Genomic DNA, 24,499 nt, shown 5'->3' on the forward strand with positions numbered 1-24,499 from the left:
ATTTTTGAACGGTTACTGGCAAAGAGTTTTAAACATTCTTACAGTTCTGGTTAAACCAGCAATCAAACAAATGGCCCTGTTTTCCATAAACAGGATCATTATCTGGTTTTTCTACCTTTGATATATCTCCATCAGCTTCAGGGCGTTCATTTGCTTCTCCATACTTCATGTTATAATCAATCCCTTTCGGATAAGCACCAACAACAGTAAAACCTTCACTGGCTCTAAGCCTCTTATGCGCAACACCAGCAGGAATTAATACCACATCACCTTTATCGAGTTCAATACAAACACCGTGCTCTCCGCCAAATTGTACATCTGCATTTCCACAAAAAACACCCATTACCTCATGAGTATTACTGTGGTAATGGTGGTAATCATAAATTCCATCAACCCAAGAATTACTGTAACCATTTTGTTCAAAAACAGTTTTAATTACATTAATATCATCATCAGGATGAATTAAAAAGGCTCCCTTGTATATCATCAGCGGATAGATCGGATTGTTGGGGAAATTTCCGTTTTCCTCTATTTTATGTGATACTAAGTATGCTTCTTGAATTAACTTTCCTTTATCCATAATTTAATTCTTTTTATTATCTAACAAAAGATTACTGAAAGGGTTTAGAGAAAAGTACGTTCCTTTACACTTCGGAAATTCCTTAACTACTTGCGATTATTTCTGAGCTTCTGCCCAAACATTCATTTTCGCTTCAAATACAGAAAGTGGTAGCGAACCGTCTTTTAAAACTTCTGTATGAAAAGCCGATAGTTTAAACTTTGCACCGAGTTCTTTTTCATATTTATTTCTTAGTTCTCTAATTTTCATAGCACCTGTTTTGTAACCTAAAGCTTGCGCAGGGATTCCCATATAGCGTTCAATCTCAGCAGTAGCGCCTTCTGTACTTATCGCTTCGTTATCAGTCATGTATTTTATTGCATCTTCTCTACTCATATTTTTGCTATGGATTGCAACATCAACAACCAAACGAATTGCTCTGTGCATTTCATCGCCTAAAGCACCCATGTGTTGATAAGGGTCTTGGTATAAGCCCAATTCTTTTCCTAAAGATTCGCAATACAAAGCCCAACCTTCAACATAAGCATTGTGACCTCCAAAACGGCGGAAATTAGGTAATGCAGCGTTTTCTTGAGTTAGTGAAATTTGATAGTGGTGACCAGGAATGGCCTCATGAAGGAAAAGAGATTCCATTCCTGAAGTGGTGTTAAATGTTTTTGCATCAAGAATTGGTACGTAAAATATCCCCGGACGTTTACCATCTGCCGAACCTTGGTTGTATTCTGCGCTTGCCGATGCCGCTCTGAAAGCTTCTGTCTGGCGGATTTCGAAAGGAGTTTTCGGCTCATTTTCAAACATCTTTTTTAAATTTGGCTTCATCCTTTGATGAATGTTTTCGAATGCTGCTAAAATTTCTTGAGGATTTTTATAAGCCATAAATTTTTTATCTGTCTTCATATATTCGAAGAAAGCTTTTAAATCGCCCTTAAAACCTACTTTATTTTTAATGCTATCCATTGCAGCTTTAATTCTTGCAACCTCTTTCAAGCCTGTTTGATATACTTCCTCAGGGGTTTTGTTTGTGGTAGTTTGCTGCCTAACTAAGTAGGCGTACCATTCTGCACCATTTGGTAGTGCAGCATAGCCTGAACTTGTTCTAGCTTTAGGTAGATATTCATTCTTAAGATAATCGCCTAACTTTTTATAGGTTGGGATAAGTACATTCTTAATTGCAATGCGATACTCATCTGTAATTCTTTTTTTATCAGCAGCAGAAAATGAAGCAGGAATTAATTTTATCGGACCATAAAACAAACTTTGTTCTGGAGTGGCTACAACCATACTTTGCATTTGCGGAATCATTTTTACCACCAAAGCTTTCGGAAGTGTAAAACCTGCATTAGCTCCTTTTTTGAAGTTGCCAATGGCTGTATCGGCCCAAACCGAAAAAGCATTAACGCGTTTTAGCCAGTCTTCGTAATTTTTAACAGTTTTAAAAGGTTGAGCTCCCGTTCCCGAACCTAACTGTCCGAACATTAACGGCAAAGCAAACATCTGGTTAAAAGGGAAATATTCAGTATGATATCTAAAACCTTCCAGATTCATTTCAATTTGGTCTTTCATATAATCGAAAGACAGCTTATCATTCTGATTCAAAGCCTCTCTATCAAAGCTTTTCAGGCTATCGAGATATCGCTCGTTAAAACTTTTATTTTCTTTTATATAAGCCTGAGAACCATCATTGGGTAATAAATCATTATAGCGCTCATCGCCAATAAATGTAGCTGATATTGGATTTAATTTTAATCCATCTTGATAATATTGCTCACACATGGAAGCAAATTTTTTGTTCGCTTCAGCATCGTCAGATTTATTAGTTTGCTTGCAGGCAACAATTGTAATTACGCAAGCGGCAAAAAGAAAAAGGTTCTTCATTAGATCAGTTTTAGGTTCTAATCAAAAATAGTAAAATTTAGGTACGTATTTAAACCAAAAAAGCCAATCCTTTTAAAAGAATTGGCTTTAATTATTTATGTTTTAAATCCTTCGAATAACTTAGGATGACAAATTATTAAGCTAATAACCTGATTGGTTCTTCTAATAAACCTTTTAATGTTTGTAAGAATTGAGCTCCTGTTGCGCCATCAACCACACGGTGATCGCAGCCTAAAGTTAGTTTCATAACATTACCTGGAACAACAGCGCCATTTTTAACAACTGGCACAGCTTGAATAGCACCTACAGATAAAATTGCGCCATCTGGTGAGTTAATGATTGATGTAAATTCATCAATACCAAACATACCTAAATTAGATACTGTAAAAGTAGAACCTTCCCAATCTGCTGGTTGTAATTTTTTAGCTTTTGCTTTGCCACCAAAATCTTTTACTTCGGCAGAAATGTGTGATAAAGATTTACCATCAGCAAAACGCACAACTGGTACCAATAAACCATCTTCAACAGCCATAGCAACACCAATGTTGGTGTGTTCGTTAAAACGGATTTTATCGCCACCCCATGATGAATTAACAGCTGGGTGTTTTTTCAAAGCAACTGCAACCGCTTTAATTACGATATCATTAAAAGAAACCTTTACAGGAGCAACAGCATTAATTGCCGTACGGGCAGCCATTGCATTATCCATATCTATACTTACTGTTAAATAGAAATGCGGAGCGGTAAATAAACTTTCTGCTAAGCGTTTTGCAATTACTTTACGCATTTGCGAAACGGGTTGTTCTGTAAATTTAACCTCGCCAACATAAGTAGGGATTGTTGGTGCGGCAGCAGCAGCTTTCTCTGTTGATGGAGCGCTTTCAGCTTTAGCACTTCCGCTTTCTGCTTGTGGAGCTGCTGGTTTATAGTTTTCGATATCTTTTTTAATGATTCGGCCACCTTCTGCGCTACCCGCAACTTGTGATAAATCAATACCTTTATCTTTTGCAATCTTTTTAGCCAAAGGCGAAGCTTTAACACGGCTATCAGAAGATGTTTCTGCAACCGGTGCAGATGAACTTGCATCAGCAGTTGCTTTCGGACTTGCTGACTCCTGAGTTTCGGACTTTTTAGGAGCAGAACCTCCAGCTAGAATACCACTTACATCAGTGCCTTCTGGTCCAACGATAGCAATAATGCCATTAACTTTAGCCGCTGCACCTTTTTCTACACCAATATGTAATAAAGTTCCGGTTGCATAACCCATAACTTCCATAGTTGCCTTATCGGTCTCTACATCAGCTAAAACATCATCATCCTTAACTTTATCGCCAACTTTTTTATGCCATTCAGCAATAACGCCTTCAGTCATAGTATCACTTAATAAAGGCATGCGAATAACCGTAACACCTTTCGCTGCTAATTCTTCTTCACTTAAGCCACCACCTTGAGCAGGAGCCTCCTCTTTTGGTTTTTCGCCTTCTTCTTTTGGCTGTTCAGTTTCAGCTTTAGGAGCTTCAGTACTTTCCGCAGGTTTTTCTTCTGTTTTACCAGTACCACCAGCAGCATCAATTGCAGCCTGAAAATCTTCACCTTCTTTTCCAATTACAGCAATAATTGCATCAATAGGAACGCCTTTACCTTCTTCAACACCAATATGTAATAAAGTACCTTCCTCGTAAGATTCAAGGTCCATAGTTGCCTTATCGGTTTCTACTTCAGCTAAAACATCGCCGCTCTTTACTTTATCGCCAACTTTAACATGCCATTTTGCCAATACCCCTTCTGTCATGGTATCGCTCATTTTGGGCATTCTAACTACTTCAGCCATTATATATTTTTAATTGAAATCTTTTAAATTATTAATCCATTACGTAAGGATAGTCTTTTTGCATATATACATCTTTGTATAGTTCTGCAACTTCTGGCCAAGGAGATTCTTCAGCAAATTTTACAGCCTGATCTACAGTAGCCTTTACTTTGGCTTCTACTTCTTCAATCCAGGCTTGGTCTGCATACTTTTCTTTAAGAATCGTTTCTCTTGCAAGTTCAACCGGATCTTTAGCTTTATAATCTTCTAATTCTTCTTTTGTACGATATTTTGCAGGGTCAGACATCGAATGTCCACGGTAGCGATAAGTTCTCATTTCTAAGAAAGTTGGTCCCTCACCTTTACGGGCACGTTGAATAGCTTCATCCATAGCGTTGTGCACTGCAACTGGGTCCATACCATCAACAGGAGCGCAAGGCATATCAAAGCCTAAACCAATTTTATAAATATCCGTCATATTGGTTGTACGTTGCACTGAAGTTCCCATGGCGTAACCATTGTTTTCGCAAACAAAAATTACAGGTAATTTCCAAAGCATTGCCATGTTAAATGTTTCGTTTAATGCACCTTGGCGAACAGCGCCATCGCCCATGTAACAAATGTTAACATTATCTGTTCCTTTATATTTTTCTGCAAAAGCAACACCTGCACCTAAAGGAATCTGACCGCCAACAATTGCATGGCCTCCATAAAAGTTATGTTCTTTGCTAAACATGTGCATAGAACCACCTTTACCTTTAGAGCAACCAGTAGCTTTACCGTACATTTCTGCCATAATGCTATCTGCACTTACACCTAAAGCTAAAGCATGAGCATGATCACGATAAGTTGTAATCATCGAATCGCCTTTTTGCATAGCGGAAATCGCTCCTGCAACTACAGCTTCTTGCCCAATGTATAAATGGCAAAAGCCACGAATTTTTTGTTGTCCGTATAACTGGCCGGTTTTCTCTTCGAATTTGCGCATAAGCAACATCGATTCGAACCACTTTAACCAAGTATCTTTATTTATTTCTACTGCACTCATTTTAGGATATTTGTTTTTTTGCGTGAGCAAATCTAATTTTTTTATTGTAATTTTTGGCACTTTTTAGTGTAAAAACATCATGGTATTTAACCAAATCTAGCATATTTTTAAAAAACTTCACTGTTAATGCTGAATTGCCTTTCAAGGTAAATTTTTTCAGCTTTACAAAATGCAGTTTATCCTGTTTGCAAAACCAAAGTATGGTGAAATTTAATTCTGCCAAACTACATTTTGCTATAATTATTATTTTTATTAGAAAGGCAATTGCAGTAGCTTTTCGGTTATGATAGCCCCGCCATACGCATTATCTTTTTTGCCAAAGTTTCTACAAGATTTTTAATTTTCTGCTACAAAAAAGTATAATTGCTGCTGTCGGGCTTAAAATAGTAAAGTTAACCTAAGTAAATTAAAGCCCGACAAGAGATCCTTTACAATGATATTTCTCAATGGAGTACCGAATCGAATGGCGTGATTTTCGAACAGATTAAAGCACGATAATTTGCTTGCTAAAAATTATTTTCTCAACGTGTTTTTATCAAACAAAATAGTGGAAATGTTAATAACTTTTAATTTTTGCACCAAACATTTGGATAACATTTGTATAATTAATACTTTTGGTAACCAACAATAAGCCCAAGTGGTGTACGTTAATGTGTAAGTAGATTACCCAAACATAACTGTATAACATGATTAAAAAATTTTTGTTTTCATCCCTAATCGCTATTTGTACGCTCTCAGCCGCATTTGCGCAAACAAAAACAAAAGAATCCGGTAAAGAATTAACAGACCCAGATAATCTTGCATCGCAGTATTTCTCACAAGTTATGGGTGTTGCAGTAGATGCAACTTCGAACTTAAAGTTATACAAGTTTGTTTACGAATGGATTGGAACTCCCTACAGCTTCGGTGGAAATACCAAAAAAGGCATAGATTGTTCAGCTTTTACAAAGGCGATTTACGACAAAGTTTTCAACACCACCATCAGACGAAATTCTCGTGATATTTTTAGCATGGTTGACCCACTTTCTAAAGAAGATTTAAAAGAAGGTGATTTGGTTTTCTTCAAAATTAAAAGCAGAAGCATTTCGCATATAGGCATTTACTTAGGGGATAACAGATTTGCACATGCATCTAGTTCTCGTGGTGTAGTTATCAGTAATTTAAATGAACCTTATTACAGCCGTTATTTTTATAAAGGCGGAAGAATTTTGGAATCGTTTAAAAAGGACTTCATAGTTGAATAAAATTTAAAATTTAGTTTAATAAAATACATAATCCTCCCGAAGCAATTCTGGAGGATTTTTTTATAACCATAAAATCAATTAATGAAAATAATAAACAGCATCATTCTATCATCCCTTCTTTTTGCTTTATTTATTAGCTGCACAAGCAATAGTGCCCAGGTTGTTTCCTATCAGCCCAAAGCTGATACAGTAATCCGCAAAGTTAAAGATACCATATCGATTACTGCTGTTGGAGATATTATGCTGGGCTCGGCATTTCCATCTGCTAGTAATTTACCTCCAGATGATGCTGTAAATAGTTTTCAAGCCGTAGATAGTCTATTAAAAGGAGATATTGTTTTTGGAAATTTGGAAGGTTGTTTTCTAAATTTAGGAAACTCCAATAAATGCAAGGGCTTAAATCCTAATAATTGCTATGCCTTTAGAATGCCAGAACGATATGCTGGAATTTATAAGAAGGCGGGCTTTAATGTTTTAAGCATAGCGAACAATCATGTAGGTGATTTCGACGCAAGAGGAAGGAAAAATACTGCGAAAATTTTAGATTCTTTAAAAATACATTATGCCGGGCAAGTAAATAAACCTTTTGAAATTTTTGAGAAGGATAGTGTTAAATATGCTTTTTGTGCTTTTGCCCCAAATGAAAATACAGTTTCGATTAATAAGATTGATAGCGCAAAGGCTTTAGTGGCTCGGTTAAAAAAGCAGGCAGATATAGTAATTGTTTCTTTTCATGGTGGTGGTGAAGGCGCTAGATTTGAACACGTACCACGTAAAAATGAAATTTTTTATAATGAAAACCGAGGAAATGTCTATGCCTTTGCTCATACTGTCATCGATGCTGGAGCAGATATCGTTTTAGGACACGGGCCCCATGTTAGCAGAGCTGTAGAGGTTTATAAAAATAAATTTATCGCTTATAGTATGGGTAATTTTTGTACATACGGTATGTTTAGCTTAAAGGGAAAAAATGGTTTCGCTCCACTGTTTCAGGTTAAAGTTAATAGCAAGGGCGATTTCTTATATGCCGATGTAGTTTCGGTTAAGCAAGAAAAAATAAGCAGATTAACTATTGATGAAAATCATACCGCCTTTAAAAGAATTAAACAACTTACAGATGAAGATTTTGTTGGGCACAAGCTTGAATTCGAAAATAATAGGATAAAAGTTCAACCCTAATTTTGTCATTAACCACATAATTTTCAATCTCAGCCTTAACCTCAACACATGAAAACAGGAATAATTCTACACTATATAGTTGGTATTGCAGCAGCAATTTTAGTTTTAGCCGCTGCATATTACATTAATCAAAATCCAAAAAACATTGTTTCTGCCGGAATAATAATCCTTGCAGGTTCATTGGTTGCTTTTAGCCAGTATTTGATTATTCGACGGAATAAGAAGTAATAAAAATCTATCCTTTTCAATAAAAAAATTACCTAATGAATAGGTTAAGAAGAGATAATTTGAACTATGCCTCGTCTTTCGTGTTTTTTACTAAACCAATACCTGATACAAAGAATATTAAGCCGATAATACCATACACTAATAACCCTCTTGTTTGTTCGCTGTGGTTTACAAATCCCCAACCTGCGTAGATTAATCCAATTACTCCTAATACGGTAAGTATTGTTCCGAAAGTGCGTTTTACGTTCATGTTTTTTAAATTACAGAGTAAATACAATAAATATTGGTTTTTGTTTTTTAATTGTAATAAAAACTAGCTAACATGTTGATATTGACGTTTGAAACGTTGTATGGACTTAAATCTTAAAAAACAAAAAGGCCACAAACGTGCAGATTTTATACTCTGTAATTTGTGGCCTAAAATTAATATGTCTTAATATTGTTTATTACCAAACACCTAATCTATTAGCTGGTGCAACATACATTTTTGCTGTAGCCGGAATATTAAATGCTTTATAAAAAGCTTCCATATTATAAACCGGACCATTTACACGAAATATTTCTGGGCTATGTGGATCGGTTTTTAAGCGTACACGCATGCTTTCATCGCGATTTTTCATTCTCCAAACTTGTGCAAAGCTTAAAAAGAAGCGTTGGTCTGGAGTAAAGCCATCAATCTTTTCATTGCCTTTACCTTGTTCTGTAAGTTTAAAAGCATCGTAAGCAATATTTAACCCGCCAATGTCGGCCAGGTTTTCGCCTAATGTTAGTGCGCCATTAACATGTTGATTATCTAATAAGGAGAAGTTATTGTAAAACGCAACTACTTTATCGGCTTTGGTTTTAAACTTAGCAGCATCATCCTTTGTCCACCACTCTTTTAAATTTCCTGCAGCATCGTACTGTCGGCCTTGATCATCAAAACCATGCGTCATTTCATGACCAATCACTGCACCAATACCACCATAATTTATCGCATCATCAGCATTAAAGGCAAAAAATGGAAATTGCAAAATACCGGCTGGAAAAACGATTTCATTAAACGAAGGATTGTAATAAGCATTAACTGTTGGAGGCGTCATTCCCCATTCTGTTTTATCAACAGGTTTGCCTAATTTATCCATCATCTCTTTATAATCGTGCTTTTTAGCAGATTGAAGATTTGCATAATAAGTATTTTTAGAAATTTCTACATCATCGTATTTCTTCCATTTATCAGGATAGCCAATTTTTTTAACAAATGCATTTAATTTTTCCAATGCCTTTTTCTTTGTTTCTGGAGTCATCCAATCTACCTGCTTTATTCTATTCTCATAAACCTTTTGCAAATTGTTTACCAGTTCGAGCATTCGTTTTTTAGCTTCTGGCTTAAAATATTGCTCTGCATAAAGCTGCCCTAATAAATCGCCTAAACTTCTATCCGTATTGGTCACCATTGCCTTCCATCTTTCGGTTTGCGATGGCTGACCGTATAATGTTTTACCGAAAAAATCGAATTTAGCAGTCCTGAAATTTTTCGTAAGTGCATTTGCAGCAGCGTTTAAAGCATCAAACTTCAATTTTTCTTTCCAAATCGCAATGGGTTGAATTTTAATTAAAGTAGATAAGGCTTGATAGTATTTTGGCTGGCGTACAATTACGCTATCTGTGCTTGCGCCTAATTTATTTAGAACAGTTTTGAAATCGATATTGGGTATTTGCTTTTGAAAATCAGCAACCGAAAATTTATTGTAATTTTTTTGTGGATCGCGAAGTTCAACAGGTGTTGAATGGGCTTTTGCCAAAGCGGTTTCTAAGTTTAAAATATCATTGGCGTATTTTGCTGCATTAACAGAATCGCCCGCAAGACTAAATATTTTATTGATGTATTTAACATATTCAGTTCTAATCTTTTTCGCTTTCTCGTCTTGGTCTAAATAGTAACTACGTTCCGGTAAATTAATACCCGATTGTGCAAAAACTAAAACATTTTTCGAACTCATTTTATCATCAGGCTCTATCCCGAAACCTAACAAATCGCCTTCACCTTCTTTAAATCCTTCTGCAATAAAATTGATTAAATCTTTATCATTTTTAATCGCATCAATTTTTGATAATAATGGCTTTACTGGTTCAGTACCAAGTTTTTCAATGGTTAACGAATCCATCCCGCTTGCGTAAAAATCGCCAACTTTTTGCTCAGCACTTCCTTTACCTGCACTGCTTTTTGCAGCATGTTCTAAAATGTTCCGTAGGTTTTTAATGTTATCATTATATAAGGTATAAAATGAACCCCAGCCAGTTTCGGTTTTAGGGATTTGAGCATTTTTCATCCATTTACCGTTGGCATAAAGGAAGAAATTATCGCCAGGTTTTACAGTTGTATCCATACCGGCTGTATCAAAAAATACAGTTCTTTGATCTGTTTCGGTAGCTTGATGATTTTTATCATTCTGGCAGGCTGCAAGTAATATTAAGGCTGCAGCAGGCAGATATAATTTTCTTTTCATGAGATGTATTTAAGTTATCAATAATTAAAGCTACGAAAAGCATGATGTAGTTTGCATGAATTTTTTATAACTTCAAAAAAAAATCTAATGTTATGCAATACGTAGTTTACATTCTAATTTTCTTTGGAATTATTATTCTCTTAAGTTCTTTTGTTACAGTAAAACAAGGAACCATAGCGGTAATTACTGTTTTTGGCAAATATCAACGCCAATTGAGGCCAGGATTAAATTTTAAAATTCCTTTAATTGAGCAGATTTATTCGCGTATTTCTATTCAGAACCGCTCGGTTGAATTATCATTCCAGGCCGTTACGCAAGATCAAGCAAACGTTTATTTTAAGGCGATGCTGCTTTATTCGGTAGTCAATCAGGATGAAGAAACCATTAAAAATGTGGCCTTTAAATTTGTTGATGCTACCAACTTGATGCAAGCTTTGATTAGAACAATTGAAGGTTCTATTCGTGCTTATGTAGCTACCCAAAAACAGGCAAATGTTTTAGCGCAACGCAATGAGATTGTACTTCATGTAAAAGAGCAAATTGACCAGGTTTTAGACGGCTGGGGTTATCATTTGCAAGATTTGCAATTAAATGATATAACTTTTGATGAAGAAATTATGCGCTCGATGAGTCGTGTGGTTGCATCAAATAACCTTAAGGCTGCAGCAGAAAACGAAGGTCAGGCTTTATTGATAACCAAAACAAAGGGTGCAGAAGCAGATGGTAATGCCATTAAAATTGCAGCAATGGCCGAGCGTGAGGCTGCACAATTACGTGGGCAAGGTATTGCATTATTTAGAGAGGAAGTTGCAAAAGGTATGACAAATGCTGCTCATGAAATGCAACAAGCTAATTTGGATACTTCAGTAATTCTTTTCACCATGTGGACGGAAGCGATTAAGCAATTTGCAGAATATGGCGAAGGAAATATTATTTTCTTAGATGGAAGTACTGAAGGCATGAATAAAACCATGAAAGAAATGATGGCTATGCAACTGAATAGACAAAACCAGCCTGGACAGCAAGCAAAATAGGCTTGATGCTTTATTTAAACTTACGAAGTCTCCTTTGCTATTGGCTTGTTAGACTTCGTAAGTTTTACATTGAGTATAAAAAAGCCCGCTAAAATTTTAAATTTTAGCGGGCTTTTTACTGATTAAATTTTTATTAATTGTTCTTTGGCATTAAACCCAAATTCATAACGTAATTACCAGATTGTTGCATGAAATCACCCATAACATGTAATGATTCATCTTCAATAAAATCGAATGCATCTTGCTTAGTAGGTTTTTCGCCCTTTTTAATAGATGGTAAACCACGTGCTGTTCTAAGCTCATTAATTCTTGCTAAGCTTTTTGCTTCCTGAGCATCACGTTCTGCTTTCAACTTAGCTTCGTTTAATGGAACAGAAACTTCAGCATCACGTTTTTTCATTTCAGCAAAATCTTGTTTTAAATATTTGAAATCTAAAGAGTTGGCAATGCGTTGTTCACTATTTTTTATCAAGTTAGGTTTAACAGCTGTTAAATTTGCTACTGCTTTAAAATTTGAACTTGGAATTACATCCCAAGGCAATGCTGATGGTTCTGTATCTTCTCCAATTTTATCCATCGGATATAAAGATGGGAAAACAACATCTGGTGTTACACCTTTATGTTGAGTGCTACTACCTGCAACTCGATAGAATTTAGCCATTGTAAGGTTTATCTGACCTAAGTTAATATCTGCAGCAGTAACATTACTTGGTGCTGTTCCTGTTGTTTTGTTTTTAGTAATTAATCCTGCAACTCGTTGCAACATGCTTGGGTTTACCAATTTATTTAAATCGATTGACGATTGTACTGTTCCTTTACCATAGGTTTGGCTACCCATAATAATACCGCGGCCATAATCTTGGATGGCGCCAGCAAAAATTTCAGATGCAGAAGCACTTAAGCGATCTACCATTACACCAAATGGACCATCCCAAGCAACACCTGTAGTTTGGTCTTCGTCAACTTCGATTTTACCACGTAAATCTTTAACCTGAACAACAGGACCTTTATCAATAAATAAGCCAGTTAATGAAATTGCTTCAACAAGTGAACCACCGCCGTTTCCACGTAAATCCATCACAATTGCATCCACTTTATCAAAAGTTTTTAAAGAATCAATAAGTTTTCTAACGTCACGAGTTGTACTTTTATAATTTTTATCGCCAGCATTTGCAGCTTTAAAATCAGCATAAAATGCAGGTAAAGTAATTACACCCATTTTATAGCTTTTGCCATTCATATTGATGGTTTTCACTGTTTTCTTAGCAGATGTTTCTTCTAAAACAACTTTATCTCGAACTAAAGATATAATTACAGGTTTAGAAGACATTTCTTTTCCGGCAGGAATAACCTTTAATCGTACTTTAGTTCCTTTAGCACCTTTAATTTTAGATACTGTTGCATCTAATCTCCATCCTACAACATCTACAAATTCTCCATCGCCTTGTGCAACTGCAATAATTCTATCGCCTGGGGTTAGCTGTTTGTCTTTAAAAGCTGGTCCGCCAGCAATAATTTCTGAAATCTTAACAACTTCATTTTCCAATTGTAATCTTGCACCAATTCCCTCAAACGAACGAGACATATCTTCGTTAAAAGCTACTGCATTTACCGGATTGAAGTAATTTGTATGTGGGTCAATAGATTCTGTAAAAGCATCCATCAAAATTTGAAATACATCTTGATTATTGGTTTTTGAGGTTTGTGATTGTAAATTTTGGTAACGTTTGGTTAAAGTTTCAACGTTTTTTGCCTGAGCAGTTCCTGCTAAGTTTAAATTTACTAATTCGTATTTAACACGTTTTTTCCAGGTTTCATTTAATGCCGTGCTTGAAGCAGCCCAAGGCATTTTTTCTCTGTCGTAAGTGTAAGTATCATTCTGATTGAAATCGAATTTTGTTTTTATTTGCGCTAAAGAATAATTGAAATATTCGTTTAAGCGTTTAGCATATACATTGTAAATGTAAAATGGACCACTTAAATCGCCATTTTTAAAATCGTCATCAAGTGTAAATCTATATTTTTCGAATTCTTTAATATCAGAAGCCAAGAAATAATTCTTACCCTGATCTAAAGATTTTATGTACTTATCTAAAATAATAGAAGATATAGAGTCATTAATTTCGAGTTTTTTATAATTATAGCTTTCGATAAGATTAACAACTTCTTTAATAACCAATTGCTGTTGTTCATCTGGCTTCACGTTAGTAACGCCTTCAACAACAGGTTGAGTTTTTGGAGCGGCATGGCAAGCTAGCACTGCGGCTGTAAAAAGTACAAAAAATATTCTCTTCAACATCTCTTTAAATAATTTAAAATCCATTTCTAATTCTATATAGCCAATATGATACCATTTTATCAAATAAACAAACAAGAGACAGCATTATTACCGTCTCTTGTTAAATGGATCAAATCTAACTAAAAGGTTTTTATTTGTCAATTGCTATAAAACAACCCAACATGGCACTTTTTGTTTTAAAATCAGGCCTTTAGGTGTTAGATATTTTAACAAAAATTAACATTTAAGGAAATGATAAGGAGAATTTCGTAAATATTGCAACCAATTGAACGCATAATATCATTATCGCCCACAAAAAAAAATGAATTAAAGAATCAATTCCTTAGCAGAAAATTATTTTTTTGGAGTTGTTTTAGATGCAATTATATCGCGGGCATCTTTAATTTGAGCTTTGTATTGAGAATTTTTTATGGCTTTAGCTAAAAGTTCTGCTTGGTTTAAATCTTTTGTAGCTAGTGTAAAATCTTTCTTCCTGATTTTTACCTGAGCTAGTCCTAAAACGGACTCTATAAAAGATGTGTTGCTTCTTAACTGTTTAGCCAAAATACCTTGTTGCGTATAAAACCACATAGATTGTGTGTATTTACTATCGGCAAGATAAACCTTACCTAAAATATTGTAGGTATTCATTTGCCCAACACGACTACCCATTTTAGAGTAATTTTTAAGCACTACATTAATTAAAATTTGTTCAGCATCTGTAAATCTACCCAACTGATAATGCATATTGCTCATTTTAATAAGTGCCTGGCAGTATAAATTAAAGTTTTTAACTGCATTAAATTCAAAAGCAGCTTTGCCAAATAGGGTTAATGCCTCATTAAAATCGCCTTTTTTTTCAAGGCTTTGTGCATCTTCAAAATAATTGGTTCCTTCGGCAAGATCGTATTTAGATACCGCAATATTAATTGCACTTCCGCCAAACCCAGGTTCTTGGTCGGCTTTATCTATGTTTTGAGCGCAAAGTTGTAGAGAGGTAAATAGGCAAATAAAAGCCAGAACCATTTTAGTCATGCAACAAAAATAATACTTTAAATGAATTTTTAGCTAAATACCTGTAAATTAACATCAAATGATGCCCAAACCATATAAGGATGCGAATCGCAATGATAAATTTCACCTTTTGAAGTAATTCCGACTACTCCGGCAAAGCCATCGAATGATTTGAGTTCTGCAAATGATTTATCAGTAGCTTCTTTTAAAGTAAAGCCATCTGTAACTCGGGTTACAATTTTAGCCGCTAAGGCACCGCTCACAATATCTTCACCAACACCTGTACAAGAAATGCCTGCATATTGATTTGCATAATTGCCGGCAACAGTAGCAGAATCGCTAACCCGACAAGGAATCTCGAAGCCTTTGCCTCCGGTTGAGGTTGCTGCAGCTAAATTTCCATCAGCATCCAGAGCAACGCATCCAACTGTGCCTTTGTTGTTTTGTTGATTTACTTTTGCTTCATATTCCAACTGGCGCTGTTGCGTTATCGGATTAAAGTATTCAAAGCCATTGTTTCTTGCAAAAGTTTGAGCGCCATCGCCACTTAAAACGCGATCATCGTAAGCTAATAGATTATGAGAGATTTCTATTGGATTTTTAACATCCTCAACATTGATTACACCACTAAACTTTTCAGTTTTACCATCCATTAGCGATGCGCTTAAACGAACTTTTCCATCACTTTGTATTTGAGAACCAATGCCTGCATTAAATAAATCATTATCTTCTAATAAGGCAACGGTATAAACTACTGTTTCCAAAGCCGTGTGGCTTTTTAAATATTCGTAACCAAGTGTAGCTATTTCAGCCAGTGCATCTTGCTTAGCTTTTTTAGTTTCCTGATTGGTAGATGACTCGCTAAAGAAGCCGCCATGTATAATTAGTTTCATTTTGTAAGTAGATTGTAGCTTCAAATATTAAGATAAGCTTCAGAGAGAGTAACCATTTACTCTAATCCTAATACCCTGAATTTTTTCTTATGCTATTGGAATAACTTTTGGGTGATGTATAATTAAACTATGGTCTGTTAAATCGTAAACATCACCATCGCACATCACGTGTACAACCATATTTTTTATAGATACAGGTTGCCCCATTTCAACATCAGTTAAATTTGTATCTGCCATTTGGCGTCCATCAACTAAAATAACCATGCCTGAACCAATGGCTTCCATAACATGCCCATCAGATATGAACAAGCCGGTATCTTCTCCTAAACCAATACCCAAAATACCAGGGTTACTTGCTGCTGCATACAATAAACGGCCAATTCTACCACGTTGAACAAAGTGCGTATCAACAATAACATCATCAATAAAACCTAGGCCACCAGTAATTTTTACTTCACCTTTAAGTAAAGCATCTTTACTACTTCCCTGGTAAATCATATTTTTAGAGCTTGCTGCAGCACCTGCTGATGTTCCTGCAATTACAATAGGCTCATTTTTGTATTTTTCTAATAAAATTTGATGAATTTTTGTGCCACCAAAAATGGATGACAAGCGCAATTGGTCGCCGCCGGTAAAAACCATAACATCGGCAGCTTTTATGCGTTCGCAATTCTCATCACTGTTTGCTTCTTCGCGATTGGTGATGTTTAAAACACCAACATTATGTACATCTAATTGGGCGTAGGCTTTAATGTATTCTTCACCAACTTTTTCTGGCATAAGCGATGCCGTTGTAATAATTTCAAAGCGTGATTCTATATCTCTAACCGATTCTGTGGTGATTCTTTTTAAAATTCCACGCTCAAAGAAATTCATGTTTTCGGGTAAACCGAACTGTGTTTCAGCAAAGCTGCCTGTGTTTATTGCGCCACCTATGATGATGAGTTTACCCTTCGGAACCATTCGTTGTGTATTATTATTGTATCAAAAAACCCAAATATATCAGGATAAGATAAAAAACACGACTTTTTTTGTCAATAATATTCACTTTATTAACAAACGTTAAAATAAACTTGTAAAAATTCAGCTCTTTTAAACCTGAAAATAAAACAATTGTGTAAAAAAATTGATTTAGGTAATTGCTATATCAATTTTAAAAATAAATGCATAATTTACCATCATCAATTTTACAACTGAAATTGATTTAAATAAGCTATACCGACCCCTTGTTTAACGAAAAACGACAAAATTTTACATGAAAATATCAAACATACAAGTATTAAGAGGGCCGAATATATGGTCTATCAATCGCAAAAAACTAATTCAAATGCGACTTGATTTAGAAGAATTAGAGCAGAGACCAACCAATACTATTGAAGGATTTAGCGAAAGGATTGAAAAATTATTGCCAAGCATGTTCAGTCACCGATGCTCCAAAGGTGTAGAAGGTGGTTTTTTTGCCCGTGTTAAAGAAGGTACTTGGATGGGCCATGTGATTGAGCACATTGCTTTGGAAATTCAATCTATCGCAGGTATGGAAACTGGTTTCGGTCGCACTCGCCAAACAAAAACAGAAGGCATTTATAATGTTGTATTCAGTTACTTGGAAGAAAAAGTTGGCGTTTATGCTGCAGAAGCATCGGTAAAAATAGCGCAGGCTTTGATTGATAATGAAGAATATGATTTGGACCACGATATCCGCAGGATGAAAGAAATCCGTGAGCTGGAAGCATTAGGTCCGAGTACTGGTTCTATTGTGCAGGAAGCGGTAAGCAGAAGTATTCCTTGGATAAGATTGAATAAAAGTTCGTTAGTACAGCTGGGTTATGGTAAAAATCAGGTTCGTTTTAGAGCCACCATGACAGAAAAGACAAGCAGCATTGCCGTAGATATTGCAAGTAATAAAGATGAAACCAAACGATTATTAACTGAAGCAGCCATACCTGTTGCTTCTGGTGTCACTATATCGAATCCTGATGATTTAGAAGCATCAGTAAATAAAGTGGGCTTTCCTTTAGTTTTTAAACCTTTAGATGGAAATCATGGTAAAGGCGCTACCATCAATGTAAAAACGTTAGAAGCTGCAAAAGCTGCTTTTGAATATGCTAAAACCTATTCTCGCAGGGTTATCATAGAAAAATTTATAACCGGTTTCGATTTTCGTGTTTTGGTGATTGACCATAAAGTTGTTGCAGCAGCACAGCGAGATCCGGCACATGTATTGGGAAATGGCATTCATACCATCCAAGAATTAATCGATAAGGAAAACGAAGATCCTCGTCGAGGTTATGGGCATGAAAATGTGCTAACAGAAATTTCAGTTGATAGAGATACTCTGGATTTACTTGCAAAGAAAGATTATACGTTAGAAACAATTCCTGAAAAGGGAGAAATTGTTTATTTAAAATCAACTGCAAATTTAAGTACAGGTGGTACATCAATCGATGTGACAGATATTGTTCATCCTCAAAATATTTTTATTTGTGAAAGAATTTCGAGGGTAATCGGTTTAGATATTTGTGGTATTGATATTATGGCGCAAAACCTAACGCAACCCTTAACAGAAAATGGCGGCGTTGTTTTAGAAGTAAATGCAGCACCAGGTTTTAGAATGCATCTTGCACCAAGCGAAGGCTTACCAAGAAACGTTGCGGCTTCAGTTATCGATATGCTTTATCCCCCAGGAAAATTATCGCAAATTCCAATTATTGCAGTTACTGGTACCAACGGAAAAACCACCACAACACGTTTAATTGCCCATATTATTCGTAGCAATGGCAAGCGAGTAGGTTATACAACTTCTGATGGCGTTTATGTTCACAACACCATGTTAATGAAAGGCGATACAACTGGACCGGTAAGTGCAGAGTTTATTTTAAAAGATCCAACCGTTGAATTTGCCGTATTAGAAACTGCCCGTGGTGGAATTTTAAGAGCAGGTTTAGGTTTTAACCAGTGCGATATTGGTGTTATCACCAATATTCAGGAAGATCATTTAGGTATATCAGACATCCATAACCTTGATGATTTAGCACGAGTAAAAGCTGTTGTAATTGGTGCGGTTAGGCGTAAAGGTTGGGCAGTTTTAAATGCTGATAATGGCTACTGTGTTAAAATAGGTAGAGATGCCCGTTGTAATGTCGCCTATTTTAGTATGGATGAAAACAATCCGGTAATTAAAGACCATTGCAAAAAAGGTGGCGTTGCAGCGATTTATGAGAATGGATACATTACCATCAAAACCGGCGATTGGAAATTACGTGTTGATAAAGCAACCCATGTGCCTTTAACTTTTGGTGGTTCGGTTAATTTTATGATTCAGAATGTTTTGGCGGCTACGCTGGCGGCATATTTATGGGGTTATAAAACCGATGATATTCGTTTATCTCTCGAAACCTTTATTCCATCGGCTGCACATACACCAGGCAGAATGAATGTTTTCAGGTTTAAGGACTTCAAAGTTTTAGTAGATTTCGCACACAACCCGGATGGATTTAATGGTGTTAAGGCATATTTACAAAGTGTAGAAGCAACACAGCATGTTGGTATTATTTCTGGTACTGGTGATAGGCGTGATGAAGACATTATGGAAACAGCACGGATTTCTGCGCAAATGTTCGATAAGATCTACATCTGTCAGGAGAAATATTTACGAGGCAGAAAGCAACAAGAACTAATTGATTTATTGATAACCGGAATAAAGGAAGTAGATCCGAACAAGGAAATTATCATCAATAATAAAAGTACCGAATGTTTGCAAGAAGCGATTGATAATGCTCAAAAAGGTTCTTATCTGACTATCTTGAGTAATACAATTGATAATACCATTCAACGCGTTACAGAACATTTGGATAAAGAGTTAGAAGCATAACTCAAGTTAAATTCTTAACGAATTTAGCGTTTAAAATAAAACCCCTTTCAATTATAATTGAAAGGGGTTTTTACGTTGTTAACGAAAAATATTTAGACTATGCTTGAGAATCACGCAATCTTTTAATCTCATCATGAGATCTTCTTAACGAAGTTTTTTGTTCAGAAATTAATTCTCTGATGTTAGAAGGTAAATCTTCTTCTTCCAATGCCAATTTGTAGGCTGCTTGTGCGGCATCTTCACCAAACTCACAATTGTTTAAAACTGTTTGACGATCGTGACCTGTAAATATTGCTTTTACATCCATCCAACCACGATAAATTTTACCAGATGTAGTTGTACCTGTCTCAATATCTTGTCCTGAAGCCGCAACTTCAGTAGCCAATGCCATTTTATATTTTTGACTTTCTTCTATCATGTTTAAGAACAAAGATTTAAGATCGTTATCACCATCTTTCAATTCTTTGCGAGCTTTTTCATATCCTTCTATACGGTCGTTATTAATTTGTACAAGGTCATTTAAAACCTCTGCCGTTGCTGTGGTAGTTTTCATGTTTTTATAAATTGATGTATTGATTGAACATGGAGTATACAGAAAGGTTTGTCATATTGCAGAAAACATTATTCTTAAATGCTATAGTCGGTTATTTTGTTGCGTCCAAGGCGTCTATAATTGATTCATTTATAATGGGATATGTCGATATATTTTTTAGGTGTTAGCTTATTGTTACGCTTTAGTCGCAAATCTTTTACCCAGAATTCACAAATTCTAACATTAAAATATCGACTTTACATCAATGCGTTAGTCGATTTTTTGATTGTAAATTATGAATCTAATTATTCAGAATCCACCTGATGGAGGAACATTATACACGGAAACCAATTTAAACCAGTTCTTTCCAGAGCCATTAAATACCATTACAAGCTGTTTCTTTTTAGCAATAGCTGTTTATTGGACAATCAAATTATGGGGCAATTTTAGATTGCATCCGTTTTTAAGTTTTGCATTAGTGCTGTTATATATTGGTGGCATTGGTGGAACTACTTATCATGGTTTAAGAAGATGGCCAATATTTATTATGATGGATTGGGTGCCAATAATGCTACTCTGCTTATCTGCCGGAACATATTTTTTAGCTAAAATCACTAAATGGTATTTTGCTGCATTAATTGTTGTGTTGTACGCTTTATTTCAGACATTTTTACGGAAGCAATTTACTGGAGGTGATTTCCAGATTTTTATCAATATTAACTATGCTTTTATGGCTGCATTGGTTCTATTTCCGGTGTTTGGCTATTTGTTAAAAACAGAATGGCGCAATGGAAAATGGGTAGGTTTTGCTTTAATTGCTTTCATATTTGCCCTCACTTTTCGTATTGCTGATAAATGGGAAATTCTAAGCTTTGGAACACACTTTTTATGGCATACTTTCGGTGCGGTAGCTTCATTCTGTATGCTTAACTATATTTATTTAGTCAATGCTAAGCGAGTTTAAATTTTGATTGTTCATATTCAAGTAGCTTTTTGTTAGAATGAAGCGATAGGTTAGCTTTGACAACTTTTTAAAAGTTGTCAAAGCTGTATAAATAATCAAAATTTTAGTTTTGACAGCATATCTAACCTCACCCTATCAAGGTATTTGCTTTGGCTTCGGTCGTGCTTTCCCTCTCCTTTAAGAGAGGGATTTAATAGGTGGTGGTGATGCCTATTAGTTAAGTATATATTATTTGCCGATAGCATATTTAATGCCGCCGTATAAATGTTTTAAAAATAGATTGTCAATCCAGCATTCATCTGTATGTCCCATTGAGGTATAAAATGATCTGCCTCCGTCAAAATCGTGATACCAACTAAATGGATGGAAATTTCCATTTTTACCACCTTTGTAAGATGATTCATCGATGGTTATTAAAACCTTGATGTTTGGATTGATATTTTTAAAATTGTACAATTCATCACGGTGCATCCAAACAGAATCGGTAAAAAATTTTGTAGAAGGATGTTTTTTATCTTTAATTACAAATCTGGCATTTTGCTGCTCCGGATGACTTAAAAAATAAGCGCCAGCAAGTTTACCATACCATGGCCAGTCGTATTCGGTATCCGTTGCTGCATGTACACCAACGTAACCACCTCCTGCCTGAATGTATTTTTCAAATGCGGCTTGTTGTTTATCATCTAATACATCACCTGTGGTGCTTAAGAAAATCACTGCAGCATATTTTTTTAAATTATCTTCGGTAAATAATGCAGAATTTTTGGTGGTATCAACCAAAAAATTATGTTCAGCGCCTAGTTTAATAAGGGCTATTTTACCTTTTTCGATAGATGCATGGCGGTAACCTTTAGTTTTAGAAAACACTAAAATTTTAGGGTCTTTCTTAGCAATGGTGTAACTCTGAAAAAAAGATGCAATTATAATTAACAGGCAAATTGAAAATAGATTTTTCATGATAAATGGTTAGGGTGATTATGTTCTTCAATGAAGCACTAATCTAAGAAAGATGTTTGATAATTTCTTTACATCGATTTTCCACTTGCTTGCAAACTGGCTCAAATAAAGCATTATCCCAATATGGGTCTGTAACTTCGTCGTTATCCAAAAATAATTTTACCTTTTTACGCTCTTCATCTGTTTTCGCTAAATTTAAAACATCTCTTAAATTGTTTCTGTCCATAACGAAAATCCAATCGTATTTAGCGAACATGGTATCACTAAATTGCTGGGCCCTTTGTGTGCTTATATCGTAGCCACTTAGTTTTGCAGCCGTTATACTTCTATGATCAGGAGCTTTGCCAATGTGCCAGTTTCCTGTTCCAGCTGAGGCAATTTCCCAACCTAACTTTTGCTGCTGAACGAGATGGCGCATAATTCCTTCTGCCAGAGGCGAACGGCAAATATTACCCAGGCAAACCATTAAAATTTTCAAAATTATTTAGATTCTGCTTTGTAAACGTACACGACAGTATAAATTATTCCGCCCTGTGGTTCAGTTGTTATGACCTGAGTGAGTTTGTTTCCACTTAATACCATTGGAAATTTAGTGTTTGACGATAAGATAATCTGATCTTCATTTCTTTTCCAAGTTTGAATGCCTACGGTTGGCGCCATATCACACAGTGCACCATTTGAGCCAGACGTGAAAGTTCCATCACTATTAAATGAAATCATCATATTGGCTACACAACTTGCTTGTCCCATCAATTCAATATAATTTGTGCCTGTTTTGTTACCAAACGTCATCGCCGGTGAAACTGTTGCAGTTTCTATCTTCCAGTTTTTAGAGGTTAACGTTTTATCAGCATCTTTTTTGCAAGATGTTAATACCACACCAAGTAGGAATAAAAGGAATAATTTTTTCATAGATTTTGGTTTTTTAACTATACGAATGATTTTTAAATAACGCTACAGATTGTAGAACTTATCCGTAAATATCATTCAATACTTTAGCTAACCTGATTCCACCTTTAAGTAGTTGTTCGTTTAAAGTATCAACCCAATCAAAATTGTAGCGATAGCTTAATTTAGAATCGGGTTTGGTTTTGTCGTAAATTTTACTGCAAATTAAATAGGATTCGTATATACAATCTTTTAAGCTTGTGTTTTGCCAATTGTACAATTGCACCGCCGAAGGATGATTTATTGCTTTAGCAAATTCTGTATAGCTTAATTGTTGATATTCAATTAATTGTTCATCCCACACACGGTGAAGATTTGACTTTTCGTTAAACCATGATACCGAAATCCGGTTTCCGCCAGAATCATCTTTGTGAGCGACATGCATTGGCTGAGATAAATCGCCTTCTAAATGTACCAACATGCGTAAGGCTAATTTTTTTTCATCAGCTGTGCTGCCTGTATTTTTTAATATGGCAATAAGTTCGGGGATTTTATTGTACAGGTTAGTTCCCTTTTCCGAATCTAAAATACTATAAACGCCGTCTTTATTTAGTCCGCCTGGGAGGTTTACAAAATGCCAGTTGTACATGTAGTTATATGTAGAATCTGACTTAATAAAATCGCCCCAATTGGCCGACATCGCTAAGCTTTCATATCCTAATATGCCCTGAATGGCTTTTCGGGTTTTGGCTTTTAAATAACTATCGGCAATTTCGCCAACTACCCGGTGACCAATCATTCCCCATGCATTTGCCTGTATTGGTAAGTATGCCAATACACCAATTGCAGCAATTGTAAACAATTTCTTTTTAATTGAATTTGATATCATATTATAATTCTTTTTGAACACAGGTAACTTTTTCTTTTAGTGATAATTTTATTTCTCGCCTATCGCTTAAACTTTCTAGCAACAATGTATCGGCTGTTTTACTTTTTATCAGGAAATTTTTATCGTACCTGCCAATTCGATAACAACCCGAAATTTTTTGTTTGTAATTGGCATGTGTAAATGTAGCGCCAACAAAAAGCGTATCGCCTTTAACTGCGTAAACGCCTTTTGCATATTCTTTCCAAATGCCATTGTTGTAGCAAGAATCTTCGTAGAAATTTACTTTGCTATGGGTTTCTAAGTCGATATAAATAGAATCGCAAGTAATTTTGAAATGATGCTGTGTGTAATTATTAAGCTTGTTGCTAAAAGCGACCGAATCTTCATTCCAAACACCTTGCATAAATGCTTCGCCTTTTCCCTGAATATTTGGTCGAGGCGAACAAGCCAGCTGTAAGATGGAAAAGGTAAAAAGGATGATATACAAAAACCTTAGCCTTGGGTAATGCTTAATTATTCTCAAATTAAGGAGTTTATTTATTGATATTGTCATTTTTTCGCCAAGCGATTAATTTTTAAGCAAGTTTTGAGTTAAATAAACCCGATTGAAGCGTAAAGCTTTTTATTGCACTAACCTTAAATAATTATTGCTGAGGCACGAAGCATCTGCAACCGATGAAACAGATGCCTTGTGCCTCAGCATAACAGAAGTTGAAAAAACTTGAA

Annotated in this window: 22 protein-coding genes; 6 read left to right on the forward strand and 16 right to left on the reverse strand. The window is 35.5% G+C overall.

Going from position 1 to position 24,499, the window contains the following annotated elements:
• Nucleotides 1-28 precede the first annotated feature (28 nt).
• The 4 genes from ACFOWA_RS12430 to pdhA form a co-directional block, all read right to left on the reverse strand.
• Nucleotides 29-580 carry a hypothetical protein gene (locus tag ACFOWA_RS12430; protein ID WP_378985582.1) on the reverse strand — a complete coding sequence of 184 codons (552 nt, stop codon included), beginning with the start codon at nt 578-580 and terminating at the stop codon, nt 29-31.
• 96 nt (nt 581-676) lie between these two features.
• Nucleotides 677-2,455, reverse strand: a complete 1,779-nt coding sequence (locus tag ACFOWA_RS12435; protein ID WP_378985584.1) for a DUF885 domain-containing protein — start codon at nt 2,453-2,455, stop codon at nt 677-679.
• Between the two features lie 136 nt (nt 2,456-2,591).
• Complete coding sequence (locus tag ACFOWA_RS12440) at nt 2,592-4,286, reverse strand: pyruvate dehydrogenase complex dihydrolipoamide acetyltransferase (protein WP_378985586.1); 1,695 nt, start codon at nt 4,284-4,286, stop codon at nt 2,592-2,594.
• 31 nt (nt 4,287-4,317) lie between these two features.
• Complete coding sequence (gene pdhA, locus ACFOWA_RS12445) at nt 4,318-5,313, reverse strand: pyruvate dehydrogenase (acetyl-transferring) E1 component subunit alpha (protein WP_123207607.1); 996 nt, start codon at nt 5,311-5,313, stop codon at nt 4,318-4,320.
• Nucleotides 5,314-5,999: 686 nt separating this feature from the next.
• On the opposite strand from pdhA, the gene ACFOWA_RS12450 reads away from it, so the two are divergent.
• From ACFOWA_RS12450 to ACFOWA_RS12460, 3 genes are all read left to right on the forward strand, one after another.
• Nucleotides 6,000-6,557: a C40 family peptidase gene (locus tag ACFOWA_RS12450; protein ID WP_378985589.1), complete on the forward strand. Its 558-nt coding sequence runs from the start codon at nt 6,000-6,002 to the stop codon at nt 6,555-6,557.
• A gap of 81 nt (nt 6,558-6,638) precedes the next feature.
• The gene (locus tag ACFOWA_RS12455; protein WP_378985591.1) at nt 6,639-7,736 is read left to right on the forward strand and encodes a CapA family protein; all 1,098 of its coding nucleotides are present in this window, start codon (nt 6,639-6,641) and stop codon (nt 7,734-7,736) included.
• 48 nt (nt 7,737-7,784) lie between these two features.
• Nucleotides 7,785-7,964: a hypothetical protein gene (locus ACFOWA_RS12460; protein WP_378985593.1), complete on the forward strand. Its 180-nt coding sequence runs from the start codon at nt 7,785-7,787 to the stop codon at nt 7,962-7,964.
• A gap of 64 nt (nt 7,965-8,028) precedes the next feature.
• On the opposite strand, the gene ACFOWA_RS12465 is transcribed toward ACFOWA_RS12460, so the two are convergent.
• Nucleotides 8,029-8,214 (reverse strand): hypothetical protein, encoded by a 186-nt coding sequence (locus ACFOWA_RS12465; protein ID WP_378985595.1) that lies wholly within the window; start codon nt 8,212-8,214, stop codon nt 8,029-8,031.
• Between the two features lie 196 nt (nt 8,215-8,410).
• Nucleotides 8,411-10,453, reverse strand: a complete 2,043-nt coding sequence (locus tag ACFOWA_RS12470) for a M13 family metallopeptidase (RefSeq protein ID WP_378985597.1) — start codon at nt 10,451-10,453, stop codon at nt 8,411-8,413.
• Between the two features lie 92 nt (nt 10,454-10,545).
• Here ACFOWA_RS12470 and ACFOWA_RS12475 point away from each other — a divergent pair, with 92 nt between their 5' ends.
• A complete protein-coding gene (locus ACFOWA_RS12475) occupies nt 10,546-11,487 on the forward strand; it encodes an SPFH domain-containing protein (protein ID WP_378985599.1) in 942 nt (313 codons plus the stop codon).
• Nucleotides 11,488-11,620: 133 nt separating this feature from the next.
• On the opposite strand, the gene ACFOWA_RS12480 is transcribed toward ACFOWA_RS12475, so the two are convergent.
• From ACFOWA_RS12480 to ACFOWA_RS12495, 4 genes are all read right to left on the reverse strand, one after another.
• A complete protein-coding gene (locus ACFOWA_RS12480; protein ID WP_449302194.1) occupies nt 11,621-13,786 on the reverse strand; it encodes a carboxy terminal-processing peptidase in 2,166 nt (721 codons plus the stop codon).
• Between the two features lie 333 nt (nt 13,787-14,119).
• Nucleotides 14,120-14,800 carry a hypothetical protein gene (locus tag ACFOWA_RS12485; RefSeq protein ID WP_378985603.1) on the reverse strand — a complete coding sequence of 227 codons (681 nt, stop codon included), beginning with the start codon at nt 14,798-14,800 and terminating at the stop codon, nt 14,120-14,122.
• Between the two features lie 29 nt (nt 14,801-14,829).
• Nucleotides 14,830-15,672 carry an isoaspartyl peptidase/L-asparaginase gene (locus ACFOWA_RS12490; protein WP_378985605.1) on the reverse strand — a complete coding sequence of 281 codons (843 nt, stop codon included), beginning with the start codon at nt 15,670-15,672 and terminating at the stop codon, nt 14,830-14,832.
• Between the two features lie 87 nt (nt 15,673-15,759).
• The gene (locus ACFOWA_RS12495; RefSeq protein ID WP_378985607.1) at nt 15,760-16,635 is read right to left on the reverse strand and encodes a cyanophycinase; all 876 of its coding nucleotides are present in this window, start codon (nt 16,633-16,635) and stop codon (nt 15,760-15,762) included.
• A 292-nt stretch (nt 16,636-16,927) separates the two neighbouring features.
• On the opposite strand from ACFOWA_RS12495, the gene cphA reads away from it, so the two are divergent.
• Nucleotides 16,928-19,543: a cyanophycin synthetase gene (cphA, locus tag ACFOWA_RS12500; RefSeq protein WP_378985609.1), complete on the forward strand. Its 2,616-nt coding sequence runs from the start codon at nt 16,928-16,930 to the stop codon at nt 19,541-19,543.
• A gap of 97 nt (nt 19,544-19,640) precedes the next feature.
• Here cphA and ACFOWA_RS12505 read toward each other — a convergent pair whose 3' ends face one another.
• Nucleotides 19,641-20,096 carry a ferritin-like domain-containing protein gene (locus ACFOWA_RS12505; RefSeq protein WP_378985611.1) on the reverse strand — a complete coding sequence of 152 codons (456 nt, stop codon included), beginning with the start codon at nt 20,094-20,096 and terminating at the stop codon, nt 19,641-19,643.
• Between the two features lie 274 nt (nt 20,097-20,370).
• Here ACFOWA_RS12505 and ACFOWA_RS12510 point away from each other — a divergent pair, with 274 nt between their 5' ends.
• The gene (locus ACFOWA_RS12510; RefSeq protein WP_378985613.1) at nt 20,371-21,039 is read left to right on the forward strand and encodes a hypothetical protein; all 669 of its coding nucleotides are present in this window, start codon (nt 20,371-20,373) and stop codon (nt 21,037-21,039) included.
• Between the two features lie 228 nt (nt 21,040-21,267).
• Here ACFOWA_RS12510 and ACFOWA_RS12515 read toward each other — a convergent pair whose 3' ends face one another.
• From ACFOWA_RS12515 to ACFOWA_RS12535, 5 genes are read right to left on the reverse strand one after another with little or no spacing between them, the layout of a single operon-like run.
• Nucleotides 21,268-21,996 (reverse strand): ThuA domain-containing protein, encoded by a 729-nt coding sequence (locus ACFOWA_RS12515; RefSeq protein ID WP_378985615.1) that lies wholly within the window; start codon nt 21,994-21,996, stop codon nt 21,268-21,270.
• 43 nt (nt 21,997-22,039) lie between these two features.
• On the reverse strand, nt 22,040-22,474 hold the full coding sequence (locus tag ACFOWA_RS12520; RefSeq protein WP_378985617.1) for a low molecular weight protein-tyrosine-phosphatase: 435 nt from the start codon (nt 22,472-22,474) through the stop codon (nt 22,040-22,042).
• Between the two features lie 2 nt (nt 22,475-22,476).
• Entirely contained in the window at nt 22,477-22,908 is a 432-nt protein-coding gene (locus tag ACFOWA_RS12525; protein ID WP_378985619.1) for a hypothetical protein, read from the reverse strand.
• Between the two features lie 58 nt (nt 22,909-22,966).
• A complete protein-coding gene (locus ACFOWA_RS12530; protein WP_378985621.1) occupies nt 22,967-23,773 on the reverse strand; it encodes a S1/P1 nuclease in 807 nt (268 codons plus the stop codon).
• Between the two features lies 1 nt (nt 23,774).
• A complete protein-coding gene (locus tag ACFOWA_RS12535) occupies nt 23,775-24,296 on the reverse strand; it encodes a fumarate hydratase (RefSeq protein WP_378985623.1) in 522 nt (173 codons plus the stop codon).
• Between the last annotated feature and the right edge of the window lie 203 nt (nt 24,297-24,499).

Origin of the sequence: Pedobacter lithocola (assembly GCF_042650845.1) — a bacterium.
Taxonomy (GTDB): domain Bacteria; phylum Bacteroidota; class Bacteroidia; order Sphingobacteriales; family Sphingobacteriaceae; genus Pedobacter; species Pedobacter lithocola.

Coding starts and splice junctions, on each gene's coding strand:
- ACFOWA_RS12430 (WP_378985582.1), bottom strand. CDS start 580: ATGGATAAAGGAAAGTTAATTCAAGAAGCATACTTAGTATCACATAAA.
- ACFOWA_RS12435 (WP_378985584.1), bottom strand. CDS start 2,455: ATGAAGAACCTTTTTCTTTTTGCCGCTTGCGTAATTACAATTGTTGCC.
- ACFOWA_RS12440 (WP_378985586.1), bottom strand. CDS start 4,286: ATGGCTGAAGTAGTTAGAATGCCCAAAATGAGCGATACCATGACAGAA.
- pdhA (WP_123207607.1), bottom strand. CDS start 5,313: ATGAGTGCAGTAGAAATAAATAAAGATACTTGGTTAAAGTGGTTCGAA.
- ACFOWA_RS12450 (WP_378985589.1), top strand. CDS start 6,000: ATGATTAAAAAATTTTTGTTTTCATCCCTAATCGCTATTTGTACGCTC.
- ACFOWA_RS12455 (WP_378985591.1), top strand. CDS start 6,639: ATGAAAATAATAAACAGCATCATTCTATCATCCCTTCTTTTTGCTTTA.
- ACFOWA_RS12460 (WP_378985593.1), top strand. CDS start 7,785: ATGAAAACAGGAATAATTCTACACTATATAGTTGGTATTGCAGCAGCA.
- ACFOWA_RS12465 (WP_378985595.1), bottom strand. CDS start 8,214: ATGAACGTAAAACGCACTTTCGGAACAATACTTACCGTATTAGGAGTA.
- ACFOWA_RS12470 (WP_378985597.1), bottom strand. CDS start 10,453: ATGAAAAGAAAATTATATCTGCCTGCTGCAGCCTTAATATTACTTGCA.
- ACFOWA_RS12475 (WP_378985599.1), top strand. CDS start 10,546: ATGCAATACGTAGTTTACATTCTAATTTTCTTTGGAATTATTATTCTC.
- ACFOWA_RS12480 (WP_449302194.1), bottom strand. CDS start 13,786: ATGTTGAAGAGAATATTTTTTGTACTTTTTACAGCCGCAGTGCTAGCT.
- ACFOWA_RS12485 (WP_378985603.1), bottom strand. CDS start 14,800: ATGACTAAAATGGTTCTGGCTTTTATTTGCCTATTTACCTCTCTACAA.
- ACFOWA_RS12490 (WP_378985605.1), bottom strand. CDS start 15,672: ATGAAACTAATTATACATGGCGGCTTCTTTAGCGAGTCATCTACCAAT.
- ACFOWA_RS12495 (WP_378985607.1), bottom strand. CDS start 16,635: ATGGTTCCGAAGGGTAAACTCATCATCATAGGTGGCGCAATAAACACA.
- cphA (WP_378985609.1), top strand. CDS start 16,928: ATGAAAATATCAAACATACAAGTATTAAGAGGGCCGAATATATGGTCT.
- ACFOWA_RS12505 (WP_378985611.1), bottom strand. CDS start 20,096: ATGAAAACTACCACAGCAACGGCAGAGGTTTTAAATGACCTTGTACAA.
- ACFOWA_RS12510 (WP_378985613.1), top strand. CDS start 20,371: ATGAATCTAATTATTCAGAATCCACCTGATGGAGGAACATTATACACG.
- ACFOWA_RS12515 (WP_378985615.1), bottom strand. CDS start 21,996: ATGAAAAATCTATTTTCAATTTGCCTGTTAATTATAATTGCATCTTTT.
- ACFOWA_RS12525 (WP_378985619.1), bottom strand. CDS start 22,908: ATGAAAAAATTATTCCTTTTATTCCTACTTGGTGTGGTATTAACATCT.
- ACFOWA_RS12530 (WP_378985621.1), bottom strand. CDS start 23,773: ATGATATCAAATTCAATTAAAAAGAAATTGTTTACAATTGCTGCAATT.